The sequence below is a fragment of the Nocardioides szechwanensis genome (genome assembly GCF_900103935.1).
Lineage (GTDB): Bacteria > Actinomycetota > Actinomycetes > Propionibacteriales > Nocardioidaceae > Nocardioides > Nocardioides szechwanensis.
Genome location: NZ_FNIC01000008.1, coordinates 134067 through 147334, shown reverse-complemented (window position 1 = coordinate 147334; position 13268 = coordinate 134067). Strand labels below are relative to the sequence as shown.

At 72.0% G+C, this 13268-nt stretch carries 12 protein-coding genes; 10 read left to right on the top strand and 2 right to left on the bottom strand.

Annotated features, from left to right (window positions below; all coding sequences use genetic code 11):
- Positions 1 to 2: 2 nt before the first annotated feature.
- A complete protein-coding gene (locus tag BLR90_RS17785) occupies positions 3 to 1400 on the top strand; it encodes an amidase (RefSeq protein ID WP_091026568.1) in 1398 nt (465 codons plus the stop codon).
- A complete protein-coding gene (locus tag BLR90_RS17780; RefSeq protein WP_091026567.1) occupies positions 1397 to 2359 on the top strand; it encodes a haloalkane dehalogenase in 963 nt (320 codons plus the stop codon). Before BLR90_RS17785 ends, BLR90_RS17780 begins: the two co-directional genes overlap by 4 nt.
- Before the next feature lie 15 nt (positions 2360 to 2374).
- Here the strand turns inward: BLR90_RS17780 and BLR90_RS21155 are convergent, their stop codons facing one another.
- Complete coding sequence (locus BLR90_RS21155) at positions 2375 to 2551, bottom strand: hypothetical protein (protein WP_170254365.1); 177 nt, start codon at positions 2549 to 2551, stop codon at positions 2375 to 2377.
- A gap of 792 nt (positions 2552 to 3343) precedes the next feature.
- Here BLR90_RS21155 and BLR90_RS17775 point away from each other — a divergent pair.
- The 8 genes from BLR90_RS17775 to bar all read left to right on the top strand — a co-directional run bounded on the left by BLR90_RS17775 (position 3344) and on the right by bar (position 12642).
- A complete protein-coding gene (locus BLR90_RS17775) occupies positions 3344 to 4129 on the top strand; it encodes a GNAT family N-acetyltransferase (RefSeq protein ID WP_091026566.1) in 786 nt (261 codons plus the stop codon).
- 32 nt (positions 4130 to 4161) lie between these two features.
- A complete protein-coding gene (locus BLR90_RS17770) occupies positions 4162 to 4830 on the top strand; it encodes a lysophospholipid acyltransferase family protein (protein ID WP_091026565.1) in 669 nt (222 codons plus the stop codon).
- 17 nt (positions 4831 to 4847) lie between these two features.
- Positions 4848 to 6935: a hydantoinase/oxoprolinase family protein gene (locus BLR90_RS17765; protein WP_091026564.1), complete on the top strand. Its 2088-nt coding sequence runs from the start codon at positions 4848 to 4850 to the stop codon at positions 6933 to 6935.
- Positions 6932 to 8848, top strand: a complete 1917-nt coding sequence (locus BLR90_RS17760; protein WP_091026563.1) for a hydantoinase B/oxoprolinase family protein — start codon at positions 6932 to 6934, stop codon at positions 8846 to 8848. The genes BLR90_RS17765 and BLR90_RS17760 overlap by 4 nt, the downstream gene beginning before the upstream one ends.
- A complete protein-coding gene (locus BLR90_RS17755; protein ID WP_091026562.1) occupies positions 8848 to 9531 on the top strand; it encodes an SDR family oxidoreductase in 684 nt (227 codons plus the stop codon). The genes BLR90_RS17760 and BLR90_RS17755 overlap by 1 nt, the downstream gene beginning before the upstream one ends.
- 115 nt (positions 9532 to 9646) lie before the next feature.
- Entirely contained in the window at positions 9647 to 10534 is an 888-nt protein-coding gene (locus BLR90_RS17750) for a GNAT family N-acetyltransferase (protein WP_091026561.1), read from the top strand.
- A 19-nt stretch (positions 10535 to 10553) separates the two neighbouring features.
- Complete coding sequence (locus tag BLR90_RS17745; RefSeq protein WP_091026560.1) at positions 10554 to 11507, top strand: carbamate kinase; 954 nt, start codon at positions 10554 to 10556, stop codon at positions 11505 to 11507.
- Positions 11508 to 11538: 31 nt separating this feature from the next.
- Positions 11539 to 12642, top strand: a complete 1104-nt coding sequence (bar, locus tag BLR90_RS17740; RefSeq protein ID WP_091026559.1) for a barbiturase — start codon at positions 11539 to 11541, stop codon at positions 12640 to 12642.
- 25 nt (positions 12643 to 12667) lie between these two features.
- Here the strand turns inward: bar and BLR90_RS17735 are convergent, their stop codons facing one another.
- Complete coding sequence (locus BLR90_RS17735) at positions 12668 to 13225, bottom strand: TIGR03086 family metal-binding protein (RefSeq protein ID WP_091026558.1); 558 nt, start codon at positions 13223 to 13225, stop codon at positions 12668 to 12670.
- Positions 13226 to 13268: the final 43 nt, after the last annotated feature.

The following is a 13268-nucleotide window of genomic DNA, read 5'->3' as shown; positions in this document are numbered from 1 at the left end:
GCATGAGCGAGCTGTCGGTCGAGTCGACCGCCCGGGAGATGGCGGCCGCGGTCCGGGAGCGGCGGATCTCCGCGCGCGAGCTGCTGGAGCTGCACCTCGACCGGATCGGGCAGCGCAACTACGAGCTCAACGCGATCGTCTCGCTCGACGTCGACCGCGCTCGGGCCGGTGCCGCGGCCGCTGACGAGCACCTCGCGTCCGGGGCGCCGGTGGGGGCGCTCCACGGCCTGCCGTTCGCGGTCAAGGACACCCACGCCGTGGCGGGTTGGTGCACCACCTACGGCTCACCGCTGTTCGCCGACCACGTGCCCGACGCCGACGAGCTGATCGTCGAGCGGATCCGCCGCGCGGGCGTCGTACTGCTCGGGAAGACCAACGTGCCGGAGTTCGCGGCCGGCTCCCACACCTTCAACACGGTCTTCGGGACCACGCTCAACCCGGTCGACCCGACCCGGTCGGCGGGCGGGTCGAGCGGGGGAGCGGCCGCGGCGCTCGCGTCGGGCATGGTGCCGCTGGCGGACGGCTCCGACATGGGCGGCTCACTGCGCAACCCGGCGTCGTTCTGCGGGGTGGTGGGGCTGCGGCCCTCGCTCGGGCGGGTGCCCGAGTGGCCGCTTTACAACCAGTGGGAGACCACGTCGGTCGGCGGCCCCATGGCGCGCAACGTCGGCGACGTCGCGCTGCTCCTGTCGGTGATCGCCGGGCCCGACCCGCGGGCGCCGCTCGCGCTCGGCGACCCGGGTCCGACGTTCGCGCCTCCGCTCGACGGCACGCTGCGAGGGCTTCGGGTCGCGTGGTCGCTCGACCTCGGGGGCGCGTTCGAGGTGGACCGCGAGGTGGCCGCCGTGGTCGAGGACGCCGGTCGCCTGATGGCGCGCTCCGGTGCCCGCGTCTTCGGCGCGCACCCCGATCTCGCCGCCGCCGACGACGTCTTCCGGACGTTGCGGGCCTGGCACTTCCAGGCGAAGCTCGGGCCGCTGCTGGCGAAGAACCCGACGTCCTTCAAGCAGTCGCTCGCCGACAACATCCGGGCCGGGGAGTCGCTCACCGGTGCCGACGTCGCGACCGCCTACGCACGTCGTACCGCGTTGGCGGAGACGATGCGCGTCTTCTTCCAGTCGTACGACGTGCTGGTGCTGCCGGTCTCGCAGGTGCCGCCGTTCCCGGCCGACCAGGAGTTCCCGACCGCGATCAACGGAGTCGAGATGGGGTCCTACCTCGACTGGATGCGCTCGGCCTACTTCGTCACCGTCACCGGCTGCCCGGCGATCTCGGTGCCTGCCGGTCTGACGGCTGGTGGGTTGCCGGTCGGGGTGCAGATCGTGGCTCCCCACGGCGCCGAGCGGCGGCTGCTCGAGGTGGCGGCGGCGTTCGAGGCGGCCCGCGGCGGCGCCGCATGAGTGAGGTGCTGCGCACGCCCGACGAGTGCTTCGTCGACCTGCCGGACTACCGGTTCGCGCCGCACTACGTCGACGTTGCGGCGGACGGGGTCGAGCCGCTGCGGATGCACTACCTCGACGAGGGACCCGCGGACGGGCCGGTCGCGCTGCTCCTGCACGGGCAGCCCACCTGGTCCTACCTCTACCGCACGGTGGTGCCGGTGCTGGTCGCCGCGGGGGTCCGCGTGATCGCGCCGGACAACATCGGCTTCGGCCGCTCCGACAAGCCGGCCACCGCCACCGACTACACCTTCGCCCGCCACGTCGAGTGGACCCGCAGCCTGGTCACCGGGCTGGACCTGCACGACGTCACGCTGGTCGCGCAGGACTGGGGCGGGCCGATCGGGCTGAGCGTCCTGGCCGCCGAGACCGACCGGTTCGCGCGCGTCGTCGCCGCCAACACGATCCTGCACACGGCCGACCCCGGCCTGGCCGGCCGCCTCACCTGGGCGGTGCACGGTGAGGGCGACTCGCGCGTCGTACTGGAGGAGTCGCTGGTCGACTACCTGCTCTACACCCAGCGCGCGCCCGTGCTGCGCGCCAGCGACTTCGTCGGCGCCGCGACGGTCGCGCCGCTGGCGGCCGACGTGCTGGCGGCGTACGACGCGCCGTTCCCCGAGCCGAGCTTCACCGCCGGGATGCGGCAGATGATTGCGCTGCTGCCGCTGACCCGCAACGACGTCGGCGCCCGGATCGGCCGGCGCACCATGCGGGCGCTCGAGCAGTTCGAGAGGCCGTTCGTGACCTGCTACTCCGACGGCGACCCTGCGACGCGCGGGTGGGAGACGGTCTTCCAGGAGCGGGTGCCCGGCGCCCGCGGCCGGGCGCACGTCACCATCGCCGGCGCCGGCCACTTCCTCCAGGAGGACGCCGGGGCGGAGCTCGGCCGCGTCGTCGCCGACGTCATCGCGACGACCTGAGGTCGCCGGCGGGCGTCAGGGAGTCGGGGCGTCCGCGTCGGTCGACGTGTTGGTCGGGCAGTCGGGGTTGGTGCAGACGCGGAGGTCGACGGTGCCGTCGGGGTTCTTCTCGCTGCGGACCTCCGAGGCGTCGTGGGCGCGGAGCTCGATGTCGGCTCCGCAGACGGTGCACGGCAAGTTGTCGAAGTACATGGTGGGTCCCGTCCCTAGCGCGAAGCCTGCACGCTACCCGGGCCGACGGGTCGTGTGCCTGAGGGTGCGCGGTGGCGCTCGCTGGGGCACACGACCCGCGCCCGGCGCGGACGGCGTACGTCCAGACCAGTTGTCCACAGACCCTGGGGAGAACTGTGCAGTCACGCGAGAAACCTGTGGAGAAGCGCCCCGCAACCTGTGGAGGATCGGGGAGTTTCGGTGGAACCAGAAGAATGTGACCAAAGGCCCTTGCCCGGGGGTTGCTCCGGGGCATAGAACTGACCCACGCACTCCCCTCGGGGAGAGCGGGACAGTTCGGAGACGAGGGTCCATACGGCGGAGAACCAGCTTGCTGGGGACCTGCCGCGGTAGTCGGATGATGAGGCTGCCGGGGCCGGAGGAGAAGCGCTGTCGATCGGAATGCATCATCGGACCGGTCAAAACGAAGGGCCCTTGTGACTCATACTCACGAGGGCCCTTCACCTATTTCGGGCACCTCTGGCGCCGCGACGAGAAATATCGAGAATCTCCCGAAAAACATGGGGATTCTCTCTTGCGCGAACTGCCTCAGGAGGCGTAGAACTTTCCTACGCACTCCTTCGGGGGAGCGGGATCAGCCGGAAGAGAAGGACCACACTGCGGGGCAACCCGCGGCGCTGACTGGGTGACGTAGCCAGTGGGTCCGGACACGAAGGCGGATCGGCCGGAAGCGTTACCAGTACCGGCCACCAGAAGGGCCCTTGTGACTCATACTCCCGAGGGCCCTTCGCCTATTTCTCAGGAGTCCCTGCCATGACCATCGACCTCCTCGCCGTGTACGACGACCAGCTGCGCGGCGCGGCCGAGGTGACCGGAGCCCGCAGCTGGGACCGGTCCGGCCCGCTGTGGCGCTCCAAGTACGACGACGGTGGCCTGGTGTCCTACCGCTCCCTCGCGGGCCTGGACCAGCCGGCCATCGAGGCGCTGGTGATGGAGACGATCCACCACTACGCCGCGGACCCGGAGATGGACACCTTCGAGTGGAAGACCCGCGCGCACGACGAGCCGGCCGAGCTGACGCAGTGGCTGACGGACCTGGGCTTCGTGCCCGAGGAGGTCGAGACCGTGATGATCGGCGAGGCCGCGACCCTCGTCGACGCGCCACCTCCACCGGCGGGCGTGGTGATCCGGCGCATCGACGACCACCCGGACCGCGCCGCCCTGCTCGACGCGGCGTCCGACATGCAGGCCGGGGTCTTCGGCCGCGGGGGGGACGGGGCCGAGCTGCTGGCCCGCGTCGAGCGCAGCGAGGGCAACACCGAGGTGTGGGTGGCCGAGGCCGACGGCGTCGTCATCTCCGCCGGCCGGCTCGAGATGGTGCCCGGCACCGAGTGCGCCGGCCTGTGGGGCGGCGCGACGCTGCCCGAGTGGCGCGGTCGCGGTCTCTACCGCGCGATGACGGCGGCCCGGGCGGCGTCGGCGATGCTCCGCGGCGTGCGCTACCTGCACAGCGACTGCACCGAGATGTCGCGCCCGATCCTCGAGCGGTCCGGCCTGCGCAAGGTCACCACGACCACGCCGTACATCTGGACCCTCTGAGCGATCCGCAAGGTCACGCCTACCATCGGCCCATGCTCTACCGGGTGCTCCACACCGTCGTCCCGCCCGTCGCGAAGGCGATCTGGCGGCCGACGGTGCACGGCGTGGAGAACATCCCGGCCACGGGCGGCGTGATCCTCGCGAGCAACCACCTCAGCTTCGCCGACTCGATGGTGATCCCGATCGTGGCGCCGCGGCGGGTGGCGTTCCTGGCCAAGTCCGACTACTTCACGGGCACCGGCGTGAAGGGCACGCTGCAACGTGCGTGGTTCGAGGGCATGGGGATGCTGCCGGTCGACCGCGACGACAGCAAGGCCGCGATCGCCAGCCTCGACGTCGCGCTCGAGGTGCTCGGCCGGGGCGAGGCGTTCGGGATCTATCCCGAGGGCACCCGCTCGCGCGACGGCCGGCTCTACCGCGGCCGCACCGGCGTGGCCCACCTCGCGCTGACGGCCGGCGTGCCCGTCGTACCTGTCGGGCTGGTCGGCACCGACAAGCTCCAGCCGGTTGGCTCGTCGCTGCCCAAGGTGGTGCCGGTGACGGTGTCGTTCGGCGCGCCGATCGAGGTCGTGGGGCGGTACGACGGCGTCCCTCTCGGTCGCGCGCGGCGCGAGGTCACCGACCTGATCATGGCCGCCATCGGTGAGCTGACCGGCCAGGTCCCGGCCGGCGTCTACAACGAGCGGGCGCCCGACGCCTGATCTGGTTGGATCGACGCATGCCTCGGATCAGGATCGGGATCGACACGGGCGGCACCTTCACCGATGTCGTCGCCTTCGACGAGGAGTCGGGGGCGCTGGTGACGACCAAGACCCCCTCGACGCCGAGCAACCCGGCCGACGGGTTCCTCGCCGGCATCGACAAGGTTCTGGCGCTGGTCGGGGCCGGCGGCGACGACATCGCGGCGGTCAGCCACGGCACCACGGTCGCGACCAACCAGCTGCTCGAGGGCAAGGTCGACCGGCTCGGGTTCGTGACCAACACCGGCTACGAGGCGATGCTCGAGATCGCCCGGCAGTCGGTGCCCGACGGCTACGGCAACTCCTACTTCTGGGTCAAGCCCGACCGGATCGTCCCGCGCGACCTGGTGCTCGGCGTCGAGGGGCGCCTCGACGTCACCGGCGCGGAGGTCCGGTCGTTCGACGAGGAGGGCGCCCGTGCGGTCGCCCGGTGGTTCCGCGACCACGACGTCAACACGCTCGGCGTGTGCTTCCTGCACTCGTATGCCAACCCCGAGCACGAGGAGCGCATGCGCGCGGTGCTCGCCGAGGAGCACCCCGACTGCGTGGTGTCGGTCAGCAGCCAGGTGCTGCGCGAGTACCGCGAGTACGAACGCGCGATGACCACCCTCGTCGACGCGGCCGTCAAGCCCCGCCTGTCGGCGTACGTCACCAACATCCAGCAGCGGCTGGGGGAGTACGCCGGCGACCGGGCGATCCCGTTCTACGTGATGAAGTCCAACGGCGGCGTGCTGTCGGCCGACGAGGTCGTGCACCAGCCGATCACGACGGTGCTGTCCGGCCCGGCCGCGGGCGCGCTCGGTGCTGCGCTGATCGCCAAGGTGGCCGGCTTCGACCAGGTGCTGACCAGCGACGGCGGCGGCACCTCGACCGACGTGTCGGTCGTGATCCACGGCGAGCCGACGCTGACGACCGAGGGCTCGGTGGGCGCGTTCCCCTCGAAGATCCCGATGATCGACGTGGTCACCGTCGGCGCGGGCGGCGGCTCGATCGCCTGGCTGTCGCCGGAGGGGACGCTCAAGGTGGGGCCGCAGTCGGCGGGCGCCGACCCGGGGCCACTCTGCTACGGCAAGGGTGGCCGGGACGTGACGATCACCGACGCCCATGTCTTCCTCGGCCGGATCCCGCCGCACCTGCTGGGCGGCGAGATCCCGCTGGACGTCGAGGCCGCGGACCGAGGCATCCGTGAGCTGGCCGAGCGGCTCGGGCTCACGCCCGAGGCGTGCGCGGCCGGCGTACTGGAGATCTCGGCCTGGAACCAGGCCAACGCCCTGCGCCAGGTCACGGTCAAGCGTGGGCTCGACGTACGCGACTTCACGCTGACGACGTTCGGCGGCTCCGGCTCGCTGCTGCTGTGCCGGCTGATGGACGTGCTCGGCATCCCGACCGTGCTGGTGCCGCCCAACCCCGGCAACGTGTCGGCGTTCGGGCTGCTCACCGTCGACGTCAAGAACGACTACGTCCAGACCCACGTCGCGCTGGCCGACCAGGTCGAGGCCGCCACCGTGGCCGGTCTGTACGACGACCTCACGGCGCAGGCCGCGCAGGCGCTGGCCGTGGAGGGCTTCGCGCCCGAGCAGCACCATTTCGTACGCACCGCCGACCTGCGCTACTTCGGCCAGGCCTTCGAGGTGCGGGTCCCGGTGCCGGACGGCGTGGTCGACGTGGCCGTGCTCGCCGACGTGGCCGCCGCCTTCCACGCAGCACACCGCGGCCTCTACGGCTACGACTTCTCCTGCGACCCCACCCAGCAGGTCGAGTGGGTCAACCTGCGGGTCTCCGGCATCGGCCCGATCCAGCGGCCCGAGATCACACGCCACCCCCTCGTTGACCCGCCCGAAAGTTTCGGGCGGGTCAACGTGAGGGCGGTGTGCTTCGACGCAGCCGAGGGGTTCGTCGACGCCCCGATCGTCCAGCGCTCCGACCTCGCGCCGGGTGCGGCACTGAGCGGGCCGGTGATCATCGAGGAGTTCGGTTCGACGGTGCCGATCCATCCGGGCTTCACCGCGCGGGTCGACGAGTACCTCAACATCATCGTCACGCGGGCCGAAGGAGCACAGGCATGAGCAGGCGAGCGCCGACCCAGTTCCCGTTCGGGAGCCTGACCGACGACGCCGGCGCGAGCGCCGACCCGGTGCTGGTCGAGATCGTGCAGGGATCCCTGGCCAGCGTGGAGATGGAGGTCGAGACCGCCATCGGTCGCACGTCGCGGAGTCCGATGATCCGCGACGCCCACGACTTCCGCGCCGGCATCCACGACCGGCTGCTGCGCAAGCTCACCGGCCGCTCCTACTCCGCACTGGTGCACCCGATCGCGCGCGACTTCCCGCTCGAGGAGATGCAGCCGGGCGACGTGTTCTTCCACAACGACGTCTACCGCTCCGAGGGCGGCATCGGGCACCTGCCCGACCTGTGCGTGACCGTGCCGGTCTTCGCGACCGTCGGTGGCGCACAGAAGGTGGTGGCGTTCGTGCAGGCCTTCGGGCACCACGACGACATCGGCGGCGCCGTACCCGGCTCGATGCCCAGCAACGCGACCAGCGTCTTCGCCGAGGGCCTGATGGTGCCGCCGATCAAGCTCTGGGAAGCCGGCGTGCCCAACCGGGCGGCGCTCGCGATCATGACGCGCAACAGCCGGATGCCCGAGTCGCTCGCGGCCGACCTCGACGCCGAGTGCTCGGCCTGCCTGATGGGGGCGGGGCGGCTCGGCGAGCTCTTCGACCGGTACGGCGTGGACGTGGTCGAGTCCTGCTTCGACGCGATCATCGACCGCACGACCACAACGTACCGCCGCGAGATCCTGAGCCAGATCCCCGTGGGCAGCTGGGTCTGGGAGGACTACGCTGAGCACGACGGCGTCGACGAGCCGCAGCTGCACACGCAGCGGATCACGCTGACCCGCACCGCCGCCGACGACCCGGACGGCGAGCGGATCATCCTCGACTTCGACGGCACGTCGCCGCAGGCCAAGGGGCCGATCAACCACTGCGGCGACTACAGCGACGGGGTGTTCCTCAAGAAGTGGCTGGCGCCGATCCTGCGCAACCTCGCCGAGTCGCCGGAACGGATGGCCGAGCTCGACGTCAACGAGGGCATCGTGCCGCTGATCGAGATGCGCTTCCCCGAGCCGGGCACGCTGCTGACGCCGGTCTTCCCGGCGCCGACCAACGCGCGGACGTTCGTGATCCTGCGGCTGCTCGGCGTGCTCGCCGGCGTGCTCGCCAAGGCGGTCGACGGGCGGATGCCGGCCGACCAGGAGACGATCCGCTACACCGGCGTCTACGGCGACGACCTCAACGGGCTGCCCTACCTGATGCGCGAGGTGCTCGGTGGTGGCTCCGGTGGGCGCTACTACGCCGACGGCGAGGACACCATCCACGTCGTGCCCGACTCGCGCAACCTGCCGAGCGAGTTCACCGAGGCGCGCTTCCCGTTCCGGGTGGAGGCGCTGTCGCTCGCGGTCGACAGCGGTGGCGCCGGGCAGTTCCGCGGCGGCCTGGGCTACGAGAAGCAGATCCGGATGCTCAAGGACGGCCACTTCATGTCCATCGCCGACCGGTCGATCCTGGCCTGCTGGGGCGTGCGGGGTGGGCTCGCGGGGCAGCCGTTCTCGGTCGTGATCGACCCCGGCGGCCCGGCCGAGCGGGAGGTCGACGCACTGGCCGACGCCGAGCCGGTCAGGGCCGGCGAGCTGATCCGGATCCGCACCACGGGTGGCGGCGGCTGGGGTGACCCACTGGAGCGTGACCCGGCCCTCGTCGTACGCGACGTGCGCTGGCACAAGGTCTCGCCCGCCGCGGCGCTGACGTCGTACGGCGTGGTGCTGACGGGCTCCGGCGATGACCTCGGGTACGACGAGGCGGCGACCGCGGCCGAGCGGGCGGCGCGTCCGGCAGCCAGCGAGGCGTTCTTCGACCGCGGGCCCGGCTACGCGCGGCTGGCCGGTGGGGCGTCCCACGCGCAGGTCGACCTGCTCTGATGTCGGCCCGGGTGGCGGTCGTGGGTGGCCATGGCAAGACCGGGCGTGCGGTGGTCGAGGTGCTCGTCGGCCGTGGTGCGTCCGCGGTCGCCCTCGGCCGCGCGGACCGCGACGACCTGGCGGGTGCGCTCGCCGACTGTGCGGCGGTCTACGTGATCGCGCCCAACCTGCATCCCGAGGAGCCGGCGTACGTCGCCGAGACGATCGCCGCTGCGCGCACCGCCGCCGTGGGGCGGCTGGTCTACCACTCGGTGGCCTCGCCCTACGTCCCGGAGATGCCGCACCACCTGGGCAAGGCGGTCTCCGAGGACCTGGTCCGGCGGTCGGGGCTGGCGTGGACGATCCTCCAGCCCGGCGCCTACCTCCAGAACCTCGACCTGCGTGGTCCTGTCGTCGGGGTGCCGTACGACGTCGACGTGCCGTTCGGGTTCCTCGACCTGTCCGACCTCGGTGCGGCCGCGGCGACGGTGCTGCTCGGCGACGGTCACACCGGAGCGACGTACGAGCTGGCGAGCCGGCAGGCGACGGTCCGCGAGCTCGCCGCGGAGCAGGGGCTCACGGCCGAGCGGGTCGCCGACCCGGGCAGCCATCCGTGGCTGACCGCGATGTTCGCCTACTACGACCGGCACGGCCTGCCGGTGGGCACGCTGCCGCTGCGCGCGCTGCTCGCGGACCGCCCCTAGCTCACCGCTGCCACCGGCCGCCCTCGACAGTCGACCCGTCGCAGGCTCTCGCCAATCCGCGCTGACCCGTCGCAAGTTTGCGACGGGTCAGCGCGTCGGGGCTAGGTTCGTCGCCATGAGCGAGCCGGTGGTGCGTCCAGCGACGGACGACGACGTCGAGACGATCGCCGAGATCTGGGAGCGTGGGTGGCACGACGGCCACGACGGGCACGTGCCCGACGAGCTGACCGCCGTACGCACGACCGAGTCGTTCCGCGAGCGCGCCGCCGAGCGGGTCCCGCAGACGAGAGTCGCGGTGGTCGCGGGCGAGATCGCCGGGTTCGTCGTGGTCCACGACGCCGAGCTGGAGCAGGTCTTCGTGGCCGGCGAGCACCGGGGCGCCGGCGTCGCGCAGGAGCTGATGGCCGAGGGGCTGAGTCTCGTGCGCGAGTCCGGGCACGACCAGGCCTGGCTGGCCGCGGCTGCGGGCAACGCGCGGGCCCGGCGGTTCTACGAGCGCGAGGGCTGGGTCGATGAGGGGCTGTTCGACTACGCCGCCGAGGGTCCGGACGGCCCGATTGTCGTCCCCAACCACCGCTACGTACGCCGGGTCGCGCGGCCGCCGCTGGCCGAGGCGCTGGACCTGGAGCCGCACCCCGAAGGCGGCTGGTACCGCCAGACGTGGGCCTCGCCGGTCACGGTCACGCTGCCCGACGGCAGGGAGCGGCCGACCGCCACGCTGATCTACTTCCTGCTGCCCGCGGGGGAGTCGTCGGCCTGGCACCGGGTGTCGTCCGACGAGCTGTGGCTCGCGCACACCGGCGCGGTCACGCTCGAGCTCGGCGGCTACGGGCCGGCGCCGGAGACGGCCGCGGCCACGACGAGCAGGGTCGACCTCGACCACCCACAGGCGCACGTGCCATCAGGTGTCTGGCAACGCACTGTCCCCGGCAACGCGGACGCGCTCGTGAGCTGCCTGGTCTCGCCCGGCTTCGACTTCGCCGACTTCGAGCTGGCCGAGTGAGCCGGACTAGGGTCGCGACATGAGGGTCCTGCTCGCACTCGGTGGCAACGCCATGACCAACGCCGAGGGGCGCGCGCGCCCGGAGGACCAGATCGCCGCCGCCGAGGTGGCGGCCGGGGCCGTCGCCGGGCTGATCGCGGCCGACTGGGAGGTCGTGATCACGCACGGCAACGGCCCCCAGGTCGGCAACCTGCTGGTCAAGAACGAGCTCGCTGCCGCGGTCGTGCCGCCCGTCCCGCTCGACTGGTGCGGCGCGCAGACCCAGGCCACGCTGGGGTTCGTGCTCATGAACGCCCTCGACGCCGCCCTCGCGGCGCGTGGCGTCGACCGTCGTACGGCGACCGTGGTGACGCGCACACTCGTCGACGGCGACGACGCCGGCTTCACGACGCCGACGAAGCCGATCGGGCGCTTCCTGCCGGCCGGGGAGGCGGCGGTGCTGGTCGAGCACGGCGAGGTCTGGGAGGACCGCGGCGAGAAGGGCTGGCGCCGCTTGGTCGCCTCCCCGGAGCCGGTCGAGATCCTCGACGCGCCGGCCGCGCAGGCCCTGATCGAGGCGGGGTTCGTGGTCGTCGCCAACGGCGGCGGCGGGATCCCGGTCGTCCGGGACGGGGCCGACGGGAGCAGGCTGCGCGGGGTCGAGGCGGTCATCGACAAGGACCTCGGTGCCGCGCTGCTCGCCGAGACGGTGGGTGCCGACGTACTCATCATCGCGACCGACGTGCCCCATGCGGTGCTGCGCTACGGCACGCCGGATGCCGAGCAGCTGGGCGAGGTCACCGTGGCGGAGCTGCGCGGCTACGCCGACGAGGGCCACTTCGCCAGCGGCTCGATGGGGCCGAAGGTCGACGCGGTGTGCCGCTTCGTCGAGCGCACCGGCAGACGTGGTGTGATCACCAGTCTGGACAACATCATCTCCGCCGTGGACGGTGGAGCCGGCACGGTCGTCACACCATCCGCAGTGCCCATCTAGGGCCCGCGTAGGTCCCGAAAGGACACCCCATATGCCTTCCGCCATCGAAGTCCGCAAGGTCCCGATCCACTCCGTCGCCGACGCGAGCGAGCTCGCGAAGCTGATCGACGACGGGGTGATGGCCGCCGACCGCGTGATCGCGATCATCGGCAAGACCGAGGGCAACGGCGGCGTCAACGACTACACCCGGATCATCAGCGACCGGGCGTTCCGCGAGGTGCTCATCGAAAAGGGCGCCCCCGCAGACCAGGTCAAGCAGGTCCCGATCGTGTGGTCCGGCGGCACCGACGGCGTGATCAGCCCGCACGCGACGATCTTCGCGACCGTGCCCGACGGCGAGGTCGAGCCGACCGACGAGCCGCGGCTGACCGTCGGCTTCGCGATGAGCGAGGTGCTCATGCCCGAGGACATCGGTCGCGTCGCCATGGTGTCCAAGGTCGCCGAGGCCGTGAAGGTCGCGATGGAGCGCGCGGGCATCACCGACGTGGCCGACGTCCACTACGTGCAGACCAAGACGCCCCTGCTGACCGTGCACACGATCCGCGACGCCAAGTCGCGCGGGAAGACCGTGTGGACCGAGCACACCCACGAGTCGATGGACCTCTCCAACGGCTGTACGGCGCTCGGCATCGCCGTCGCCCTCGGCGAGATCGACATGCCGACCGACGCCGACGTCATGCACGACCGCTCGCTCTTCTCGGCGGTCGCGTCGTGCTCGTCGGGCGTCGAGCTCGACCAGGCGCAGGTGGTCGTGGTCGGCAACGCCCGCGGTGTCGGCGGCCGCTACCGCGTCGGCCACTCGGTGATGAAGGACGCGCTGGACGCCGACGGCATCTGGGAGGCGATCCGCTCCGCCGGCCTCGAGCTGCCGGACCGCCCGCGCACCGAGGACCTCGACGGCCGCCTGGTCAACGTCTTCCTCAAGTGCGAGGTCTCCCAGGACGGCCAGGTCCGAGGACGACGTAACGCCATGCTCGACGACTCCGACGTCCACTGGCACCGCCAGATCAAGGCCGCCGTCGGTGGCGTCACCGCAGCCGTCACCGGCGACCCCGCGGTCTTCGTCTCCGTGTCGGCCGCCCACCAGGGTCCCGACGGCGGCGGCCCGGTCGCCGCGATCGTCGACCTGGGCTGATTCGCGGCCCGTCCGGCGTACGTCGTCAGGCGGTGCCGTCGAGCCAGGCGTCGTCGAGCCGGCGACCGGAGAAGGCCGCCAGGCGGTGGTAGACGGGGGCGTCGTCGGGGGCCTCGACCTCCTCGGCGAAGGCGTCGCCGCGGTTGTCGGGGGTGAGGCCGTCGGCCATCAGCGCCAGGCCACGGTCGGCGACGCTCTCGTCGAGCTCGGCCGACTGGCCGGTGGCCCGGGCGAGGTCCCAGGTGTGGACGGCGAGCTCGGCGGTCTGCATGTCGGCCGCGCGTTCGTCGGTGGCGTCGCCCTGCTGGTGCCACAGGTGGATCAGGTCGTCGGCCGCGGTCCGGAAGGCCGCCGCAGGGTCGCCGGCGACCGGCGGGTCGGTGGCCCAGTCGGGCTGCTCGCCGCGCACCATCGCGGCGAACTTGCCCGGCGTCGCCACGAGGTGGCGGATCAGCCGTTCGACGTCCCAGCCTTGGCACGGCGTCGGTTGCGAGTGCTGGTCGGGGTGGACGGCGGCGAGCACGTCGCCGGCCTGGTCGAGGGCCCGGGAGAGCACCACGACGGCTTCGTAGGGACTGGTCATGGTCGTTACCTCCTCCTCCCACGCTACGCGCATTTCGGGGCGC

Bases quoted from the DNA above. Each gene is read 5' to 3' on its own strand.
- BLR90_RS17785 (WP_091026568.1), top strand. From the start codon at position 3: ATGAGCGAGCTGTCGGTCGAGTCGACCGCCCGGGAGATGGCGGCCGCG.
- BLR90_RS17780 (WP_091026567.1), top strand. From the start codon at position 1,397: ATGAGTGAGGTGCTGCGCACGCCCGACGAGTGCTTCGTCGACCTGCCG.
- BLR90_RS21155 (WP_170254365.1), bottom strand. From the start codon at position 2,551: ATGTACTTCGACAACTTGCCGTGCACCGTCTGCGGAGCCGACATCGAG.
- BLR90_RS17775 (WP_091026566.1), top strand. From the start codon at position 3,344: ATGACCATCGACCTCCTCGCCGTGTACGACGACCAGCTGCGCGGCGCG.
- BLR90_RS17770 (WP_091026565.1), top strand. From the start codon at position 4,162: ATGCTCTACCGGGTGCTCCACACCGTCGTCCCGCCCGTCGCGAAGGCG.
- BLR90_RS17765 (WP_091026564.1), top strand. From the start codon at position 4,848: ATGCCTCGGATCAGGATCGGGATCGACACGGGCGGCACCTTCACCGAT.
- BLR90_RS17760 (WP_091026563.1), top strand. From the start codon at position 6,932: ATGAGCAGGCGAGCGCCGACCCAGTTCCCGTTCGGGAGCCTGACCGAC.
- BLR90_RS17755 (WP_091026562.1), top strand. From the start codon at position 8,848: ATGTCGGCCCGGGTGGCGGTCGTGGGTGGCCATGGCAAGACCGGGCGT.
- BLR90_RS17750 (WP_091026561.1), top strand. From the start codon at position 9,647: ATGAGCGAGCCGGTGGTGCGTCCAGCGACGGACGACGACGTCGAGACG.
- BLR90_RS17745 (WP_091026560.1), top strand. From the start codon at position 10,554: ATGAGGGTCCTGCTCGCACTCGGTGGCAACGCCATGACCAACGCCGAG.
- bar (WP_091026559.1), top strand. From the start codon at position 11,539: ATGCCTTCCGCCATCGAAGTCCGCAAGGTCCCGATCCACTCCGTCGCC.
- BLR90_RS17735 (WP_091026558.1), bottom strand. From the start codon at position 13,225: ATGACCAGTCCCTACGAAGCCGTCGTGGTGCTCTCCCGGGCCCTCGAC.